The organism is Amycolatopsis albispora, assembly GCF_003312875.1.
Classification (GTDB): domain Bacteria; phylum Actinomycetota; class Actinomycetes; order Mycobacteriales; family Pseudonocardiaceae; genus Amycolatopsis; species Amycolatopsis albispora.
Genome location: NZ_CP015163.1, coordinates 1,182,918 through 1,199,863 on the forward strand (window position 1 = coordinate 1,182,918; position 16,946 = coordinate 1,199,863).

A 16,946-nucleotide genomic window follows, 5' to 3' on the forward strand; every position below is an offset into this window, starting at 1 on the left:
GGCAAGGAGAGTCTTTCGCTTCCGCGAGTGCGGCGAAATGGATCAACCGGATGAACCGCCTAGGCCTTGGGTGCCTTCAGCTGGGGGAACTGGTCGTCGCGGTATTCGGTGACCTCGGCCTGTCCCGCCGCCGCCCGCTCCTCGCGGCCGCGCAGGTCGACCCGGCGGATCTTGCCGGAGATCGTCTTCGGCAGCTCGAAGAACTCGATGCGGCGGATCCGCTGGTACGGCGCGAGGTTCTCCCGCGCGTGCTGGAGAATGGCGAAGGCCGTCTCGGCGGTGGGCTCGTACCCGGCGGCGAGCGCGACGTAGGCCTTGGGCACCGCGAGCCGGAGTTCGTCGGGGGCCGGGACCACGGCGGCTTCCGCCACGGCCGGGTGCTCGATGAGCACGCTTTCCAGTTCGAACGGCGAGATCTTGTAGTCCGACGCCTTGAACACGTCGTCGGTGCGCCCGATGTAGAAGATGTAGCCGTCGGCGTCACGGGAGGCGACGTCCCCGGTGTGGTAATAGCCGCCCGCCATGGCTTCGGCGTTGCGTTCCGGGTCGCCGCGGTAGCCGGTCATCAGCGACATCGGCCGCCGCGACAGGTCGACGCAGATCTCGCCCTCGTCCGCCGGTTCGCCGGTGAGCGGGTCGACCAGCACGATCGGCACGCCCGGCAGCGGCAGCCCCATCGACCCGGGCTTGACCGGCATGCCCGGCACGTTGCCGACGGCCAGCGGCAGCTCGGTCTGCCCGTAACCGTCGCGGATGGTCAGCCCCCACGCCCTGGCGACCTGGTCCATCACCTCGGGGTTCAGCGGCTCGCCCGCGGACAGCAGTTCACGCAGCGCGCCCGGCCCGCCGGAGAGGTCGGCCTTGATCAGCATGCGCCACACCGTCGGCGGCGCGCAGAAGGTGTTCACCCCGGCGCGGCGCAGCTGCTCCAGCAGTTTCGCCGCGTCGAAGCGCGTGTAGTTGTAGACGAAGATCGTCGCCTCGGCGATCCAGGGCGCGAAGAAGCACGACCAGGCGTGCTTGGCCCAGCCGGGGCTGGAGATGTTCAGGTGCACGTCGCCGGGCTTGGCCGCGACCCAGAACGACGTCGCCAGGTGCCCGACCGGGTAGGACACCTGCGTGTGCTCGACGAGCTTCGGCTTGCTGGTGGTGCCGGAGGTGAAGTAGAGCAGCTGCGGGTCGCCGGGCGCGGTGCCCGGGTGCTCGGCGGGCGGCACGGACAGCTCGTAGGCGTCCCGGTAGGCGACCCAGCCCGCCGGGGCGTCGCCGACGGCGATCCGCCGGTACGAGCCGGGGACCTGGTCGAACTTCGCCGTCTGCGCCGCGTTGACCAGCACGTGCGCCACGCCGGCGCGCTCGACGCGGTCGGTCAGCTCGGCGGGTCCGAGCGCGGTGGTCGCCGGGAGGATGACCCCGCCCAGCTTCATCACCGCGAGCATGGACTCCCACAGCTCGACCTGGTTGTCCAGCATCAGCAGCACGCGGTCGCCCCGCGCCACCCCGTGCGCGGCGAGGTGCGCGGCGACCTGGTCGGACCGGCGCGCGAGCTGGTCGAACGAGTACTTCGCCTCGGAGCCGTCCTCCTCGACGATCCACAGCGCGGTGCGGTCCACGCCCCTGGCCACCGCGTCGAACCAGTCGATCGCCCAGTTGAACCGGTCGCCGAAATCCGGCCATTCGAAGGCCGTGACCGCCTTCTCGTAGTCACCGGCCAGGTCCTGCAGGACATCGCGGGCCGCGCGGTAGGCCGCCGTGGTGCTGGACGACATCGACGACATCATTGTCTCCTCAGGTACGCCGATCGAGGTGGGTAGAGCCTGACCCGCGCCGAGGACCGCTCACCACCCCCGCGCGGGGGTAGTGGCCGGTGCCACCCTTGACGTATTGCTTCCGGCACCGCACCCTGCACCTTTCGGCGCGGACGTGCCCGGCAAGGAGGCCCGATGCCTGTCGACTGGAGCGACACCACGACGATCGACCGCGTCCTCGGCCTGCGCCTGAAGCAGCTGCAGCAGCTGACCGGGCTCCCGGTGGTGTTCGGTGGCGCCACGGTGACCGAGCAGGCGGCGCCGCAGCTGCGCATCGGCCACCTCCGCGGCACGGTCGGGGACTCGCTGCGGGACCTGCGGGTCGAAGCCGGGCGCGGCCTGGGCGGCTCGGTGATCCAGACTGGCGCGCTGCGCACGGTCCGCGACTACGCCTCCACGCGGACCATCACCCACGACTTCGACGCCATCGTCGTGCAGGAGGAGCGGATCAGCTCGGTCTTCGCGCTGCCGGTCAGGGTGGCGGGCTCGGTCCGCGGGGTGATCTACGGGGCGCTTCGCGGCCAGCAGGCGATCGGTGACGTCGTGCTCGAACGGGCCACCACCTTCGGAGCGAGCCTCGAACGCGAACTCGCCACCCTGCTGAAACCGCCGGAGCCCGAGCCCGAACCGGTGCCGTCCCGCACCCAGGACGCGGTCGCCAGGCTGCGCGAGGTCGCGCTGACCGTGGCCGACGAGTCGGTCCGCGAAGCCCTGCTCGGCATCGCACGGGACCTGGGCGGTGCCGACGCGGAGCCGCCGCCCGCACCGGTGGCCGGCGAGCGCGTGCACCTCGCCCCCCGCGAGATCGAGGCGCTCAAGCACGTCGCCGTCGGCCTGCGCAACAGCGAGATCGCCGACGCGATGAGCCTGCGCACCGAAACCGTGCGGGCCTATCTGCGCAGCGCCATGCACCGGCTCAACGTGCACAACCGCACCGCCGCGGTGCACGCCGCCCGGCAGCAGGGACTCATTTAGGGCATTTGCCCGATACCCCCGCGCGTGGGTATCGGGCCGCGGCCCGGTCTTGCGAACCTCCGCTCGTTCACTTCGGTTCGAGCTCAACGAGGAGCTTCGATGTCCAGTTCGCAAGGCAGTGCCGCGGCGGCGGCCCCGCCGGTCCCGCTGTGGCGGGTCGCGGCCGCCAGCTGCGCCGGCACCACGATCGAGTTCTACGACTTCTTCATCTACGGCACCGCCGCGGCCCTGGTCTTCCCCAAGGTCTTCTTCCCGGCACTGGGCTCCACCGCGGGCACGGTGGCCTCGTTCGCGACCTTCGCGGTGGCCTTCGTCGCCCGGCCGGTGGGCGCGATCGTGTTCGGCCACTTCGGCGACCGGATCGGCCGCAAGCGCACGCTGATCTCGACCCTGCTGCTGATGGGCATCGCCACCGTGCTGATCGGGCTGCTGCCCGAGGCGGGCACGATCGGTGTCGCCGCGCCGATCCTGCTGGTCGTGCTGCGGTTCGCGCAGGGTTTCGCGGTCGGCGGCGAATGGGCGGGCGCGACGCTGCTCACCGCCGAGTACGCACCGAAGCACAAACGCGGGCTCTACGGCGTGTTCCCGCAGCTGGGCCCGGCGATCGCGTTCGCGTTGTCCAGCGGCACCTTCCTGGCCACCGGGCTGATCATGGGCGACACCGACGAGGCCTTCCTGAGCTACGGCTGGCGCATCCCGTTCCTGTTCTCGATCGTGCTGGTCCTGGTCGGCCTCTACGTCCGGATGAGCATCGAGGAGACCCCCGCCTTCCGCGAGGCGCAGGCCAGGGCGCGCACGGAGGCGCGGTCGCTCGAGGACCGCGGGCGCCTGCCGTTCCTGGAGGCGATGCGCGCCCAGCCGCGCCAGGTGCTGCTGTCCGCCGGGGCGCTGGCCATGCTGTTCGCCTTCTTCTACATGGGCACCGCGTACCTGACCAGCTACGGCACCAACCCGAAGGGCGCGGCGCTGTCGCGCCCGGTGGTGCTCGGCATCGGCATCGGGGCGGCGGTGTTGTTCGGGATCGCGACGGTGATCTCCGGCATGCTGTCGGACCGGTTCGGGCGGCGCAACGTCATCCGGACCTCGTGCGTGGCGGGCATCGTCTGGGCGCTGGCGTTGTTCCCGCTGCTCGACACCGGCAGCGCCGCCGCGTTCGCGGTCGGGCTGTCGGTCACCCTGGTGATCTTCGCGATCTCCTACGGCCCGGCCGGTTCGTACCTGCCCGAGCTGTTCACCGCGCGGCACCGCTACACCGGCGCCGGGCTCGGCTACAACCTCGCCGGGGTGCTCGGCGGTGCCATTCCGCCGCTGGTCGCACCGGGGCTGGCGGCGTCGTTCGGCAGCATCGCCATCGGCGTGATGCTGTCGCTGATCGGGGTGCTGTCCCTGGTCTGCGTCTCCGCGCTGGCCGAGACGCGCAACCGCGCGCTGGAGCACGAACTGCCGCGCGAGGCGGAACCCACCACCGCGTGAACGCGAGGCGGAGCGGAGGGGTTCACCTCCGCTCCGCCTCGGTGCGCTTCAGATGACGTCCCGGCGGTGCAGGAGCCAGCCGCCCAGCCCGGTGAACGCCACCAGGTAGGCGCCGACGACCAGCGCGGCCTGCACCGGGCCGGTCAGCTCCGCGACCCCCGGCGACTGCGCCGAAGCACCCAGCGAAGCCACCAGCGAGCCCGCGTTCGAACCGGGCAGGCCGAGCTGCAGGTCGTTCACCCAGCTCACCAGCGGCGCGGCCACGCCGATCAGCAGGTTCTGCACCACCAGCAGCCACACCAGGCCCAGCCCCATCGGCAACGCCACCCCGCGCATCGCGATGGCCAGCAACGCGCCGAACGCCGCCCAGGTGGTCGCGATCAGCCAGCCGGCGCCGATCCCGGTGAGCAGGCTGCCCACGCCGGGCCAGTCCATCGGCGCGCCTTCCGCCAGCGCGATCACCGCGCTGGTCAGCGCGCCGGTGGCGAAGATGGCCAGCACCAGCGCCAGCATCGCGACGGCCAGCGCGAACAGCTTCCCGGCGTACACCACCAGCCGCGACGGGCCCTGCGTCAGCACGGTTTTCCAGGTGCCCCAACCGTATTCACCGCCCACCGCGAGCACGCCGACGACCACCGCGATGGCGCCGAGGAACACCGGCAGGCCGCCGATCGAGTTGCCGACCAGCTGCCCGGGCAGCGTCGCGGCGATCCCGCGATCGCTGTTCGGCGCCCCGCTGGACGCACCGGCGGCGCCCGCCAGGGGGAGCAGGTAGGTGAAGGTCAGGCCCAGCGCGGTGCCCACGGCCAGCATCAGCCAGTTCGCCGGGCGCCGCACCAGCTTGCTCAGTTCCGCGCTCGCACTACGCCACCACACGATCGGCACCACCTTCGGTGAGTTCGAAGAAAACCTGTTCCAGGTCGCGTTCGGCGACCCGCAGCTCGCTGACGGCCAGTCCGGCGGCGACCAGTTCGCCGTTGAGCCAGGCCGCCTTTTCCGGTTCGACACCGAGTTCGAGCGCGCCGTCGCGGACCTCGACCCGCGCCTGGCCGAGCAGGTTCGCCGCCACTTCCGCGGCCCGGGGCAGGGGATCGGCCACCACGCGCAGCACGGACGTCCCGCGCAGTTCGGCGACGGTGTTCTCGGCGACCAGCCGCCCGCGCGAAACCACGCCGACGCGGTCGCAGATCTGCTGGACCTCGCCGAGCAGGTGACTCGACAGCAGCACGGTCCGGCCGCTCGCCCCGAGTTCGCGGATCAGCACGCGCATGTCGGCCATGCCCGCCGGGTCGAGCCCGTTCGTCGGCTCGTCGAGCACCAGCAGGCGCGGGTCCTTGAGCAGCGCGGCGGCCACGCCGAGGCGCTGCTTCATGCCCAGCGAGTACGACGAGTACCGGTCGCCGCCGCGGGCCAGCAGGTCGACGGTGTCCAGCACGGCGTCGACGCGCTCGGTCCCGGCGCCGGTGTAGCGCGCGAGCACCCGCAGGTTCTCGCGGCCGGACAGGTACGGGTAGAAGGCAGGGGATTCGATGAGCGCGCCCACGCCCGACAGGTCGCCGGGTGGCTTGCCGAACAGCCGGACCTGCCCCGAAGTCGGCCGCAGCAGGCCGAGCAGTATGCGCAGCGTGGTGGTCTTCCCGGCCCCGTTCGGGCCGAGGAAACCGTAGACCTCGCCTGGCCGCACGGTCAGGCTCAGCCGGTCCACGGCGAGGACGTCGCCGTAGCGCTTGGAGAGTTCGCGGATTTCCACCGGGAGGTTCATGCCGCAGAGCGTGCGCGCCGCGGCCCGGTCACCGCGTCCGGCGCCGGGCGGCACTCGGCGCTACGCCCGGGAACGTAGTGCCGTGCGAAGGAAAGAAGGCCGGGGCCGCCATTGGCCCCGGCCTTCCCCCGCGGTGCGGGGCAGACTCCGGTTCGGCACGAAGGGGCCGTCCTCTGCCACGACCGCTCCGGGGCCACCGCCGATCGGGAGTTCCGCCGCACCTGACCGGCGGGGACCTCGAGCCCGTACCGGACCTCAGCCGAAGTTCAGCACGAAGTCGAAGGTCGCCTCCCGGCCGCCTGACGGGGTGTTCCGTACGGTCATCAGCAACCGCGGGTCGAAGATCGGGTCGGTGTTGTTGCGCGGCTCGTTCGGGAAGTACAGCTGCGTGGTCAGGATCGGCCGGTTCGGGGCCTGCACCTTCACGTGCAGGTGGCGGGTGCGGCCCGGGTAGAGCCCCGGCACGATGGTGGACAGGGTGAACTTGCCGTCGGGGCCGGTGAACTGGTGCCCGCGGAAGTTGTAGCCGATGTTGTCGTAGCCGCCCTGGCTGTTGGCCTGCCAGAAGTCCAGCAGTGCCTGTGCCACCGGAACGCACGACCGGTTGAACACGTACCCGGTGACCAGCAGCCGGATGCCCGGGGTCTGCGGGGTGACCAGCGAGGTGCGCTGCGGTGAGTTCGGCTTGAAGTAGGGCCCTTCCATCTGCGGGATGGTGGGGTCGTCACCGTCGTCGCACTGCGGCGTCGGCTCCAGGTTCTGGGGCACCGCTTCGGCTTTGGACTGCGCGGTAGGCACGGCGGCGGCGCCGAGCGCGGCGGCCGCCGGGACGGCGAGCAGGCCGAGCTGCAGCGCGCGCTTGCGGGAAATCCCGTTCTCGTCGGGCTCGTTCCCGTGGGGCAGGTTCGGGTCGTCGGTCATCGCGGGGTCTCCTTGTGGGTTCGCGAGTGGTTTAGACCATGCAGCACGGAACGGAACCGTTGCAATGCGTAGGCATACGGACTTAAATGTGCTCTCTTCCGCGAAGGAGCCGAAGGTGACCGAGCAGATCGCGATGGTGGGCCGCGCGCGGGCGCGGGCCGCGCTCGACGCGGTGTCCGCGCCCGCGCTGATCCTCATCGGCGGGGAGGCCGGCATCGGCAAAACCCGGCTGGTGTCCGGGATGCGCCACGCCGGACGGCGGTTCGTCGGCCGCTGTTCGCCGTTGCGTGAACCGCTTCCGCTCGGCCCGGTGGTCGAGGCGCTCGGTGTCGCCGGTGGTTTCGCGGGGTTGCGGACGCTGCTCGCCGACGCCGGTCCCGCGACGCTGGTCATCGAAGACCTGCACTGGGCCGACAACGCCACCTGGGACTTCCTGCGGTACCTGTGCCCCCGGCTGCCGGACGGCCTGCGCGTGGTGCTCACCTACCGGCCCGAGGAAACCCGGCCGATCGACCTGGCCGCCGGCGCCCCGGCCGCGGTGGAGATCACCCTGTCGCCGCTGACCAAGGCCGAAGGCGCGGAACTCGCCGCCGCGCACCTCGGCGTGCGCGCGGTTTCGGCGGCGTTCGCCGACCGGCTGCACGCGCTGACCGCCGGGGTGCCGTTCGTCATCGAGGAAGTGGTGCGCGCACTGCCCGACTCGACCGCGTTGTTCGGCGACCTCCAGCCTTCGGTGGCGTTGCGCGGGTCGTTCGCGCAGCGCCTGGACCGGGTGTCCGCGCCGGCGCGCGCGGCGGTGGTGGCCGCGGCCGTTTTTGCCGTGCCGGTGGAAGAAGCGCTGCTCGGCACGCCGGAAGCGGTGGACGAGGCGCTCGAAGCCGGTTTGCTGGTGACGACCGGCCCCGGCCGGTTCTCCACGCGGCACGCGCTGGCATCCCGCGCCATCGAAGACCTGCTCGGCGTCGCCGAACGCCGGGCCGCGCACCGGGCCGCCGCCGACGCGCTCGCCAAAGCCGATCCGGTGCCCGCGTTGCGCCTGGCGCACCACAGCCGGGAGGCCGGGCGGGTGCGGGACTGGGTGCGGTACGCGGTGGCGGCGGGGGAGCAGGCCCACCGCACCGGCGAGGGCGACGCGGTGGTCGGCCTGCTGGCCGGTGCGCTCGCCGCGCCCGGGCTGACCAGGGCCGATCGGCTGCGGCTGGCGACGCTGCTCGGCAAGGTGGCTGCCCACGGCAGCAGCCACGACGTGGCGATCAAGGTGCTGCGGGCGTCGCTCACCGAGGACTTCGCGCCGGTCGAACGCGGGGAAATCCGGTTCGCGCTGGCCATGCTGCTGTGCCAGCAGGGCGGTGACCGGGCCGAGGGCCGTCACCAGCTGACCGTGGCGGCCGATGAGCTGGCGCCCCGTCCGGAACTGGCCGCGCGGGCGATGGCGGCGCTGGCGGTGGCCGGGGACGGCACGGAAGCCGTGGCGGAACGGCGGAAATGGGCCGCGCGGGCGCTCGCGCTGCTCGACGACGTGGCCGATCCGGAGGTCCGCACAGCGGTCCGCGTCAACCACGCGACCGTGCTGGTGTTCGCCTGCGATCCCGGCGGGCGCGCGGCCGCGGAGCGGGTGCTCGCCGAGCCGGGCGTGCCCGCGCAGTTGTGCCGGGCCGCGGTCAACTTCGCCGACGCGGCCGCCTGGCTCGGTCATCCCGAGGACGCGCGGCGCATGCTCACCCGCGCGCGGGCGCTGGCGGACGAGGACGAGTACCTGGACGCGGTGATGGCGGGCACCCGGCTGCGTGCCGATTTCGCCGCGGGGGACTGGGCGGGCCTGGCCGAACGCGCCGAGGTGGTCCGCGCCGACGCCTGGCGGCTGCCCGAAGTGGACGCCGAGGCGCGGCTGGTGCTGGGGGAACTGGCGCTGGCGCGCGGTGACCTGGTGACCGCGCGTCACGAACTGTGCGCGGTGGCCGAAATCGCCGCCGCCGACCTGTCCATGCCGATGCTGCTGGCCGCGCGGACCGCGCTGGCCAGGATCGGGCCGCAGCCGCTGACCGAGCTGGTGGTGGCGGTTCGCAAGCAGGAGCTGTGGGTGTGGGCGGCGGACCTGGTGCCGCTGGTCGTCCGCGATTGCGACGATGCCGAGGGCTTGCTCGACGAAATCCGCGCCGGTTTGGCCGGTCTGGACGCCCCGCTCGCGGCCGCCGGTGCGCACCTGACCGCGGGAATGGTGCACGGGGACGAGACCGAATTCACCGCCGCGGTGGAGGGTTACCGGCGTCTCGGCCGCCCCTATTCCGCCCTGCGCGCGGCCGAGGTTTTCGCGGAACTGCGCCTGCGTTCCGGCGACGAGAAACCACTGGCGCGCACGGCCGCGGGCTACACCGCGCTCGGTGCGTCCTGGGATGCCGCACGCTGCGCGGAAACCTTGCGGCGCAACGGTTATCGCATTCCGCACCGGCGGGGGAGACGTGGTTACGGGCAGGCGTTGTCGCCACGGGAGAAATCGGTCGCCGAACTCGCGGGCCGCGGACTGACCAACCGCCAGATCGCCGAATCCCTGTTCCTGTCGATCCGCACCGTCGAGGCGCACGTGGCCAGCGCGATGCGCAAGCGCCGGGTGCGCGACCGCCGCCTGCTGGCCGGGGAATAACCGGGCGCCCGCCGCTGTTGGACGCGGTGTTCCCCAGCACGACCGCCGAAAATGGCGCGCGCCGTGCTGCCGTCGTCCCGCAGAATCACGGGCACACCCGAGTACCACGACCGCCTGGAAGGGGGCGGCTACACCATGGACTTGACGAATTTCGCGCACTACGACAACTGGACCGAGCTGGCCGCCTGTGGCGACAGCGATCCCGAACTGTTCTTCCCGCTCTCCGACGTGGGCCCCGGCGCCCGGCAGGCGGAGCGGGCCAAGACCGTCTGCGCCGGGTGCCCGGTGCGGGCGCAGTGCCTGTCCTACGCCCTGGACAACGGGCTGGACCACGGCATCTTCGGCGGCGCGACGGAAGACGAACGGCGGGCGCTCAAGCGCGCCGCCGCCGTGCCCCGCGCCGCCTGAGTCCATTGAGTCCACTGTGGACTCGGATACGCACCCCGTCGTAGGGCGGCGGGGTGCGTACCGGCTGGGGCGTAGGCGGTGAAGCCGGACGCGGGCGGACGACGAGAGAGCCCGCGTTCCCCAGACTTTTCCCATGCATACCACCATCGCTACCCAGACCCCGCGCTTCCGGCTCACCCCGCGGGCACGCAAGTCCGTGGTCGCCGTCCACGTTGTGTCCTCCGTCGGCTGGCTCGGCATCACCGCGGCCAACCTGGTGCTGCTCGTGGTCGGGCTGACCACCGCCGACCCGGCGCGCCAGCACGCCGCGCTGCTGGCCATGGCCATGGTCGGCGAAACCCTGCTCATCCCGGTCAGCCTGGCCGCTTTCACCAGCGGGCTGGTGTTGTCGCTGGGCACCAAGTGGGGCCTGTTCCGGCACTGGTGGGTGGTGGTGAAGTTCGCACTCACCCTGATCGCGGTGGTGCTCACGCCGCTGTCGTCGGTGCCGGGGCTGCGTGACCTGGCCGCGGCGGTCTCCGCCACGCCCGCCGGTCAGCTGACCGACACCGGCGAATTCGCCGTCGGCCTGCTCTCGGCCGGGTGCGTGTCGTCGGCGATGTACCTGACCTGCGTAGTGCTGACCGCCTTCAAGCCGGGCGGGCGAACCCGGTTCGCCCGCCGCCGGTGACCTGTGTATTCTGCCTAAGCAATATTGCTGTGACGGAATATAGGAGGCCGCCATGCGGGGTGAGGCGGGGTTGACCGAGGACGGGCGGTTCGCGCTGCGGTTCGAGCGGCGGTTCGCGCACCCCCGGGAGAAGGTGTGGCGCGCGCTGACCGAGCGGGACCAGCTGCGGGCGTGGTTCGTCCAGATCCTCGACTACGACCGGTCGCGGCTGGAGTTCACCGAGGGTGCCTCGCTGGCCTTCGTGCCGACCGCGGGCGCGGCCGGTGTCGGCACGGTTGTCCGCGCCGACCGGCCTCGCCTGCTGGAATACACCTGGGATGGCGAGACCCTGCGCTTCGAGTTGCTGGCCGACGGTGAGGACGCCTGCACGCTGGTGTTCACCAATATCGTCGACGACGAGGCGACCGGCTCCGCGGTTGCGCCGGGCTGGGAGGCCGGGCTTGAGCTGCTGGCTGCCTTCCTGGATGGTGCGCGGTGAATTGTTCACCGGCTTGCACATCGGCTGAAAATGCGCCTCAGCTCATTTTCTGCGCGGCTGGCGGCAGTCCGGGCGACGCCGCCGATAGAGCCGGGGAATGCTTCGATCCGCCCCGCCAAGTGTCACGAATGTGGCTTTCGAGACGTTTCGCGTCTCGAAAGCCACATTCGTGACACTTGGCCAGCCCCGATCGACTGCTCGAAGCGCTACGACAGCTGCGCGGCGGCCGGGCTCAACCAGGTAGGGCGAAGAGTTCGCCCTGCACCGGCGCCTCCTCCACGTCCGCCTTCCCGGAGGCGGCCTTCGCCTCCCCGGGCGCGGCGACGTCGGCGGCGGGCGGCTCGGCGGGTGGTTCGGCTGGGGCCTGGGCGCACCACTGCTCCAGCGCCTCGAGCGACGCCGTGGCCGCCTCCCTGGCCGCTGGGTCCTCGTGCGGAGCGCCTGCCAGCGCCGCGCGCGCGGTGAACAGCAGTTTTTCGCGGTCCGCGGGGGAGAGCCAGCCGGTGCGGCGCCAGGTGTCGAGCCTCGCCCTGGCCTGGTCGGCCAGTTCGGCGAGCAGGGCGATGTCCTCTTCGTCCAGTTCGAGCACACCGGGCGGGGCGCCGAGCCCGCCGGCGGTGTAGGTGGCGGCGGCGGGCACCGACTCCGCGTAGGTGGCGGCGGCGTGGTCCTGGCCGCGCACTGCGGCTTCGGTGGCGCACCAGCTGGTGATGGTCGCAACGGCGTCGTCGAGCGGGGTCATGGGCGGTCCCCTCTTCTCGGGTGCTGCCCCGATGGTGCCACCGCCCGCCCCCGGACCCGCGCCGGCGCCCCGGGAGTGTCGCCGATCCGCCTCACTCGGGCAGCAGCGACAGCACCTCCGAAACCGGCCGCAGGTGCTGGTTGAGGATGCGCGCCGCCTCCGGCTCGTCGTGCCGGGCGAGCGCGTCGACCAGGGCGCGGTGCTCGGCGTTGATCACGGTCAGCCTGTCCGGCCTGGCCTGCAGCGCCCGCACGGCGACCCGCTGCTGCCGCGAGCGCAGCGTGTCGTACAGCTCGGTGAGCACGGAGTTCCCGGCGGCGTTCACCATCGCCCGGTGGAAGGTGCGGTCCAGGCCGGACACCTCGAACCAGTCACCCGCCTCGCCCGCGCTTTCCATCGCCTCCAGCAGCTCCGGCATCGGTTCCGGCACGCCGATCCGGTTCGCGCACAACGCCGAGATCGCGTGCCCTTCGATCAGCCGCCGGGTCTGGTAGACCTCCTCCAGTTCCCGCGCGGTGACCGTCCTGACCTGTGCGCCCTTGCGCGGCAGCAGGCTGATGAACCGTTCGGCGGCCAGCCGGTGGAAGGCCTCGCGGACCGGGGTGCGCGACACCCCGACCACACCGGAGACCCAGTGCTCGTCGAGGAACCGCCCGGCCTCGATCTCGCCGGAGATGATCCCGTCGCGCAGCCAGGTGTACACCCGGTCGCGCGCGGGCCCGCCCGCCGCAGGGGCGGGGTCCGGTGCGGTCCTGGTCATGAAGCTCCCCTCGTCGGGAGCGATCGTACACCCTGGACATCTCGTGTATCCGTCATGTATACACAGACTCCACTTGACACAGTGGAAGCCTTCCGGAGGTACGCATGGGCCGCAAAACCGCTGATCGGCGCTATGCCGTCTGGCTGTCCGACCCGAGCTTCGCGGCCGCGGAGATCGCCCGCGGCATCGGCTACGGCGCGGTGGTGCTGGACATCGAGCACGGCGCGTTCGACCTGGCCGACCTCGAGCGGTTCATCCCGTTCGCCCGCGCGCTCGGCATGGAGGTGCTGGCCAAGGTGCTCGGCCCGGAACGCGGCCCGATCCAGCAGGCACTGGACTTCGGCGCCGACGCGGTGGTCGTCCCGCACGTGGAGAACGCCGCGCACGCCAAGGCGGTCACCGCGTTCGCGAAGTTCCCGCCGCTGGGCGACCGCAGCTTCGCCGGCGGCCGCACCACCGGCTACGGCGGGTTCACCGACGAGTGGGTGCGCGAGCAGGACACCCGCACGCGCTGCCTGCCGATGATCGAGGACGCCGGTGCCATCGAGGAGATCGCCGAAATCCTCGCACTGGACACAGTGGACGGTGTGTTCGTCGGCCCGTCCGACCTCTCGCTGCGGCGCGAGCGCGGGGCCTACGCGCGCACCGACGGCGACTTCGCCGACCTGGCCCGGATCGCCGAAGCGGCGGCCGCGGCGGGCAAGCCGTGGGTGCTGCCCGCGTGGAGCCAGGCCGAGAAGGAGTTCGCCGCGCGCCACGGCGCCGACCAGCTCGCGCTGATCATGCAGCACGGCGCGCTCGCCGCCGGGTTCGCCGCGCCCTTCGAGCAGATGGCCGCCATCGACGCGGAAGTGCGGCCGTGACCACCGCCAAGGCCGCGGTGAAGACCGGACGCGCCCGCTGGGGCATCGCGGGCGTGCTGGGCGTGGGCATGTTCGTCAACTACATCGACCGCGTGAACCTGTCGATCGCCGCGCCCGAGATCATGCGGGACTTCGAGATCAGCGCGTCGCAGATGGGCCTGCTGTCCTCGGCGTTCCTGTGGACCTACGCGATGCTGCAGCTGCCGATCGGCTCGATCGTCGACCGGATCGGCGTGCGCTGGGTGAACCGGGTCGCGGCCGCGCTGTGGGCGGTGGCGTCGTTCGCCTCGGCCGCGGCGGGCGGGCTCGGGCTGCTGCTCGCGTCGCGGCTGGTGCTCGGCGTCGGTGAGGCGCCGACGATCCCGGCGGGCTGGAAGGCGATCGGCCAGTGGTTCCCCCGGCAGGAACGCGGCACCGCCACAGCGATCTTCGACGGCTGCGCCAAGGCTTCCAACGTGCTGGGCATCCCGGTGATGGCCTTCCTGGTCACCACCTTCAGCTGGCACGCGGCCTTCCTGTTCACCGGTGCGCTCAGCGTCGCGTACCTGCTGGTGTGGTGGTTCCTCTACCTGACACCGAAGCAGGCGCTCGCGCGCGGCAGGCTCAGCGAGGCCGAATACGCCTACCTGCGCGAAAACGGTGCCGAGGACGAGGACGCGACCAACAGCGGTTCGTCGCTGCGCGGGCTCGGTTACCTGCTGCGGCGCCGCAAGACCTGGGGGCTCGCGCTCGGTTACGCCTCCTACACCTACGCCTACTACGTGCTGCTCACCTGGCTGCCCGGTTACCTGGAAAAGCAGTTCGGGGTGAAGCTGCTGGCGGGCGGCGTGTACACGATGATCCCGTGGCTGGTGGCGGTCGCCGCGCAGTTCCTCATCGCCGGGGTGGTGATGGACCGGCTGATCGCGCGCAGCGGTGACGAGACGAAGGTGCGGCGGATCGTGCTCGTGGTGAGCATGCTGGTCTCGCTCTCGGTGGCGGGCGCCGCGTACGCCGATTCGGTCGCCGTCGCGCTGGTGTTCCTGTCGATCGGCGCGGCCGGGCTCGCCGTCTCGGTGCCCGCGGGCGCCAGCATCGTCGCCCTGATCGCACCGGCGGGCTTCACCGGCACGCTCGGCGGCATCGTCAACTTCGTGGCGAACCTGCTCGGCATCGCCGCGCCCATCGTCACCGGCGCGGTGGTCGACGTGACCGGCTCCTTCGCCGGTGCCTTCCTGGTCACCGGTGTGGTGCTGGTGGCCGGAATCCTGTGTTACACCCTGGTACTGGGCCGGATCGAACCGATGCCTGCCCCCGATGCGGAAAGAGGCTGATTCATGGTGCACGTCGCCGTCGCGCAGTTCGCCCCCGGCGAGGACAAGCGGGCGAACCTGGCGGAGGTCACCCGGCTGGTGGACGAGGCGGTCGCGCGGGGCGCCCGGGTGGTGGTGCTGCCCGAGTACGCCATGTTCACCGTGCCCGCGATGGACGAGCGGTTCGTCGAAGCCGCCGAGCCGCTGGAGGGGGAGTGGGTCTCCGGACTGCGCGCGCTGGCCGCCGAGCGCCGGGTCACCCTGGTCGCGGGCGTGAACGAGACGCTGCCCGGCACCGGCCGCATCGCGAACACGCTGGTCGCCGCGGGCGCGGACGGTTCGATCGCCGCGCTCTACCGCAAGCTGCACCTCTACGACGCCTTCGGCTTCCGCGAGTCCGACTTCGTGCGTGCCGGAGAGATCGAGGTGCCCGAGACCTTCACCGTCGACGGCCTCACCTTCGGCCTGCAGACCTGCTACGACCTGCGGTTCCCCGAGGTGACGCGACGGCTGGTGGACGCGGGCGCCGACGTGGTGCTGCTGCCGGCCGAGTGGGTGCCCGGCCCGCTCAAGGAGGACCACTGGACCACGCTCATCCGCGCGCGGGCCATCGAGAACACGGTGTACGTCGCCGCGGCTGGCCAGTGCGCGCCGACCGGTTCGGGCAACAGCCTGATCGCCGACCCGATGGGCGTGGTGCTCACCGCGCTGGGGGAGCGGACCGCGAGCGCGGGTGCCGAACTGACCAGGGAGCGGCTCGACGAGGTGCGGGCGAAGAACCCGGCGCTGCGCCTGCGGCGGTTCAAGATCACCGCCTGAGCCGATCCCGATCAGTTCCGATCATGCGTTTGACTTCCCTCGGTGGTCTGGACCAAGTTGTTGGTTAGTTTCTGTCCGGTCCCCGTACTGTCGAGGAGTCAAGCCATGATCTCTCGCCGCGCCTTCATCGGCGGTTCCGCCGCGGCGCTGGCCGGTGTCGCGCTGAGCCGGTTCGCGCCGGCGTCGGCCGCCACACCGGAGACGTTCAACCTGAGCATCCGCAACGAGTCCGGCTCCGGGACCGCGTTCGCCTACGTCACCGGGCTGTCCGACGGGAAGCCGGTTTTTGTCAAGGAGGGCGGGGCCACCTACTTCCCGCCGTCGCCGGGCGCGCCGAACTCGCCGCTGGGCGAGGACTGCGCGATCCCGCTCGGCGGGCCCGGCAGCACCACGTCGGTCCGCGTGCCACGCATGTACGGCGCGCGGATCTACGTGGTCACGGGGGAGAAGATGACCTTCTTCGTCAACCCGGGCCCGAACGTGGTGCACCCGAGCTTCCTCAATCCCGACGACCCGAACTACGCGCTGGACTGGTCGTTCGCGGAGTTCACCTTCAACGAGGCGGAGCTGTTCGTCAACGTCAGCTACGTGGACTTCGTGGCGGCGCCGCTGGCGCTCGGGCTGACCACGCTGTCCGGGGCGTCCGACAGCGTGCCCGGCCTGCCCGCCGGTGCGCTGGACGAGGTCTGCTCGGCGCTGGAGGCACAGGCGGCCAAGGACGGCGCACCGTGGGGCAAGCTGATCCAGAAAGCCGGTGACGGCCGGAACCTGCGGGCGATGAGCGCGCACTACCAGGCCGCGGAGTTCTCCGACTACTTCGCCGGGTACGTGGACGAGGTGTGGGCCAAGTACGCCGGCGGTCCGCTGACCGTGGACACGCAGGCCTCGTGGGGCAAGGTGACCGCGCGGGTCGAGGGCGACGTGCTGAAGTTCGACAACGGCGAGACCTTCGCCAAGCCGAGCACCGCGGACATCCTCAGCTGCGACTCGGGCCCGTTCGCCCTGGACGGCGCCAGCGACGTGCGGAAGGCGATCATCCCCCGGTTGGCGGCTTCGCTGAACCGCACCACGCTGCGCGACAACGCCGACCAGCCGAACGGGGAGAAGCCGGAGAACTTCTACCGGACGGAGCGGACGAACCACTACGCGCGCATCGTGCACGGGCTGCTGCCGGACAACCGGGGCTACGCCTTCCCGTACGACGACGTCACCTCCACCGGCGGCCCGGACTTCAGCGGCGCGGTACGAGCCGGTGACCCGGACACCCTCACCATCACCCTGAAGTCCCTGCACACCTGACGCGACGCCGATGTCACGAATGTGGCTTTCGAGAC

Annotated in this window: 16 protein-coding genes and 1 pseudogene; 10 read left to right on the forward strand and 7 right to left on the reverse strand. The window is 71.7% G+C overall.

Annotation, left to right across the window (positions count from 1 at the left end; translation table 11 throughout):
• Positions 1-59: 59 nt before the first annotated feature.
• Complete coding sequence (locus A4R43_RS05725) at positions 60-1,769, reverse strand: AMP-binding protein (protein WP_113697367.1); 1,710 nt, start codon at positions 1,767-1,769, stop codon at positions 60-62.
• Positions 1,770-1,943: 174 nt separating this feature from the next.
• On the opposite strand from A4R43_RS05725, the gene A4R43_RS05730 reads away from it, so the two are divergent.
• Positions 1,944-2,783: a helix-turn-helix transcriptional regulator gene (locus A4R43_RS05730; protein WP_113691346.1), complete on the forward strand. Its 840-nt coding sequence runs from the start codon at positions 1,944-1,946 to the stop codon at positions 2,781-2,783.
• 99 nt (positions 2,784-2,882) lie between these two features.
• A complete protein-coding gene (locus A4R43_RS05735; RefSeq protein WP_113691347.1) occupies positions 2,883-4,256 on the forward strand; it encodes an MFS transporter in 1,374 nt (457 codons plus the stop codon).
• A 48-nt stretch (positions 4,257-4,304) separates the two neighbouring features.
• On the opposite strand, the gene A4R43_RS05740 is transcribed toward A4R43_RS05735, so the two are convergent.
• The 4 genes and pseudogenes from A4R43_RS05740 to A4R43_RS05750 form a co-directional block, all read right to left on the reverse strand.
• Positions 4,305-5,132 carry an ABC transporter permease subunit gene (locus A4R43_RS05740; protein WP_236808792.1) on the reverse strand — a complete coding sequence of 276 codons (828 nt, stop codon included), beginning with the start codon at positions 5,130-5,132 and terminating at the stop codon, positions 4,305-4,307.
• Positions 5,119-5,628: an AAA family ATPase gene (locus tag A4R43_RS44725; RefSeq protein WP_418190836.1), complete on the reverse strand. Its 510-nt coding sequence runs from the start codon at positions 5,626-5,628 to the stop codon at positions 5,119-5,121. The genes A4R43_RS05740 and A4R43_RS44725 overlap by 14 nt, the downstream gene beginning before the upstream one ends.
• Positions 5,614-5,967 (reverse strand): annotated as a pseudogene (locus A4R43_RS44730) (ATP-binding cassette domain-containing protein); the annotation flags it as partial. The gene A4R43_RS44725 and the pseudogene A4R43_RS44730, both read right to left, overlap by 15 nt.
• 306 nt (positions 5,968-6,273) lie before the next feature.
• Positions 6,274-6,939 carry a dioxygenase family protein gene (locus tag A4R43_RS05750; RefSeq protein ID WP_113691348.1) on the reverse strand — a complete coding sequence of 222 codons (666 nt, stop codon included), beginning with the start codon at positions 6,937-6,939 and terminating at the stop codon, positions 6,274-6,276.
• 115 nt (positions 6,940-7,054) lie between these two features.
• Here A4R43_RS05750 and A4R43_RS44495 point away from each other — a divergent pair, with 115 nt between their 5' ends.
• The 4 genes from A4R43_RS44495 to A4R43_RS05770 all read left to right on the forward strand — a co-directional run bounded on the left by A4R43_RS44495 (position 7,055) and on the right by A4R43_RS05770 (position 11,136).
• The gene (locus tag A4R43_RS44495; protein WP_162788334.1) at positions 7,055-9,580 is read left to right on the forward strand and encodes a LuxR C-terminal-related transcriptional regulator; all 2,526 of its coding nucleotides are present in this window, start codon (positions 7,055-7,057) and stop codon (positions 9,578-9,580) included.
• A 135-nt stretch (positions 9,581-9,715) separates the two neighbouring features.
• Positions 9,716-9,988, forward strand: a complete 273-nt coding sequence (locus A4R43_RS05760; protein WP_113697370.1) for a WhiB family transcriptional regulator — start codon at positions 9,716-9,718, stop codon at positions 9,986-9,988.
• 133 nt (positions 9,989-10,121) lie between these two features.
• Entirely contained in the window at positions 10,122-10,658 is a 537-nt protein-coding gene (locus A4R43_RS05765) for a hypothetical protein (RefSeq protein WP_113691350.1), read from the forward strand.
• Positions 10,659-10,710: 52 nt separating this feature from the next.
• On the forward strand, positions 10,711-11,136 hold the full coding sequence (locus A4R43_RS05770) for an SRPBCC domain-containing protein (RefSeq protein ID WP_113691351.1): 426 nt from the start codon (positions 10,711-10,713) through the stop codon (positions 11,134-11,136).
• Between the two features lie 232 nt (positions 11,137-11,368).
• On the opposite strand, the gene A4R43_RS05775 is transcribed toward A4R43_RS05770, so the two are convergent.
• Positions 11,369-11,878: a hypothetical protein gene (locus A4R43_RS05775; protein WP_113691352.1), complete on the reverse strand. Its 510-nt coding sequence runs from the start codon at positions 11,876-11,878 to the stop codon at positions 11,369-11,371.
• A 91-nt stretch (positions 11,879-11,969) separates the two neighbouring features.
• Positions 11,970-12,638, reverse strand: a complete 669-nt coding sequence (locus tag A4R43_RS05780; RefSeq protein ID WP_113691353.1) for a GntR family transcriptional regulator — start codon at positions 12,636-12,638, stop codon at positions 11,970-11,972.
• Positions 12,639-12,742: 104 nt separating this feature from the next.
• On the opposite strand from A4R43_RS05780, the gene A4R43_RS05785 reads away from it, so the two are divergent.
• The 4 genes from A4R43_RS05785 (at position 12,743) to A4R43_RS05800 (ending at position 16,911) form a co-directional block, all read left to right on the forward strand.
• Complete coding sequence (locus A4R43_RS05785; protein WP_113691354.1) at positions 12,743-13,501, forward strand: HpcH/HpaI aldolase family protein; 759 nt, start codon at positions 12,743-12,745, stop codon at positions 13,499-13,501.
• Positions 13,498-14,814 carry an MFS transporter gene (locus A4R43_RS05790; RefSeq protein WP_113691355.1) on the forward strand — a complete coding sequence of 439 codons (1,317 nt, stop codon included), beginning with the start codon at positions 13,498-13,500 and terminating at the stop codon, positions 14,812-14,814. Before A4R43_RS05785 ends, A4R43_RS05790 begins: the two co-directional genes overlap by 4 nt.
• A 3-nt stretch (positions 14,815-14,817) precedes the next feature.
• Entirely contained in the window at positions 14,818-15,612 is a 795-nt protein-coding gene (locus A4R43_RS05795) for a carbon-nitrogen hydrolase family protein (RefSeq protein WP_113691356.1), read from the forward strand.
• A 105-nt stretch (positions 15,613-15,717) separates the two neighbouring features.
• On the forward strand, positions 15,718-16,911 hold the full coding sequence (locus A4R43_RS05800; protein ID WP_113691357.1) for a glycoside hydrolase family 64 protein: 1,194 nt from the start codon (positions 15,718-15,720) through the stop codon (positions 16,909-16,911).
• Positions 16,912-16,946: the final 35 nt, after the last annotated feature.

Excerpts from the sequence above, each read along its gene's own strand:
- A4R43_RS05725 (WP_113697367.1), bottom strand. The coding sequence starts at position 1,769 with ATGTCGTCCAGCACCACGGCGGCCTACCGCGCGGCCCGCGATGTCCTG.
- A4R43_RS05730 (WP_113691346.1), top strand. The coding sequence starts at position 1,944 with ATGCCTGTCGACTGGAGCGACACCACGACGATCGACCGCGTCCTCGGC.
- A4R43_RS05735 (WP_113691347.1), top strand. The coding sequence starts at position 2,883 with ATGTCCAGTTCGCAAGGCAGTGCCGCGGCGGCGGCCCCGCCGGTCCCG.
- A4R43_RS44725 (WP_418190836.1), bottom strand. The coding sequence starts at position 5,628 with ATGAAGCAGCGCCTCGGCGTGGCCGCCGCGCTGCTCAAGGACCCGCGC.
- A4R43_RS05750 (WP_113691348.1), bottom strand. The coding sequence starts at position 6,939 with ATGACCGACGACCCGAACCTGCCCCACGGGAACGAGCCCGACGAGAAC.
- A4R43_RS05760 (WP_113697370.1), top strand. The coding sequence starts at position 9,716 with ATGGACTTGACGAATTTCGCGCACTACGACAACTGGACCGAGCTGGCC.
- A4R43_RS05765 (WP_113691350.1), top strand. The coding sequence starts at position 10,122 with ATGCATACCACCATCGCTACCCAGACCCCGCGCTTCCGGCTCACCCCG.
- A4R43_RS05770 (WP_113691351.1), top strand. The coding sequence starts at position 10,711 with ATGCGGGGTGAGGCGGGGTTGACCGAGGACGGGCGGTTCGCGCTGCGG.
- A4R43_RS05775 (WP_113691352.1), bottom strand. The coding sequence starts at position 11,878 with ATGACCCCGCTCGACGACGCCGTTGCGACCATCACCAGCTGGTGCGCC.
- A4R43_RS05780 (WP_113691353.1), bottom strand. The coding sequence starts at position 12,638 with ATGACCAGGACCGCACCGGACCCCGCCCCTGCGGCGGGCGGGCCCGCG.
- A4R43_RS05785 (WP_113691354.1), top strand. The coding sequence starts at position 12,743 with ATGGGCCGCAAAACCGCTGATCGGCGCTATGCCGTCTGGCTGTCCGAC.
- A4R43_RS05795 (WP_113691356.1), top strand. The coding sequence starts at position 14,818 with ATGGTGCACGTCGCCGTCGCGCAGTTCGCCCCCGGCGAGGACAAGCGG.
- A4R43_RS05800 (WP_113691357.1), top strand. The coding sequence starts at position 15,718 with ATGATCTCTCGCCGCGCCTTCATCGGCGGTTCCGCCGCGGCGCTGGCC.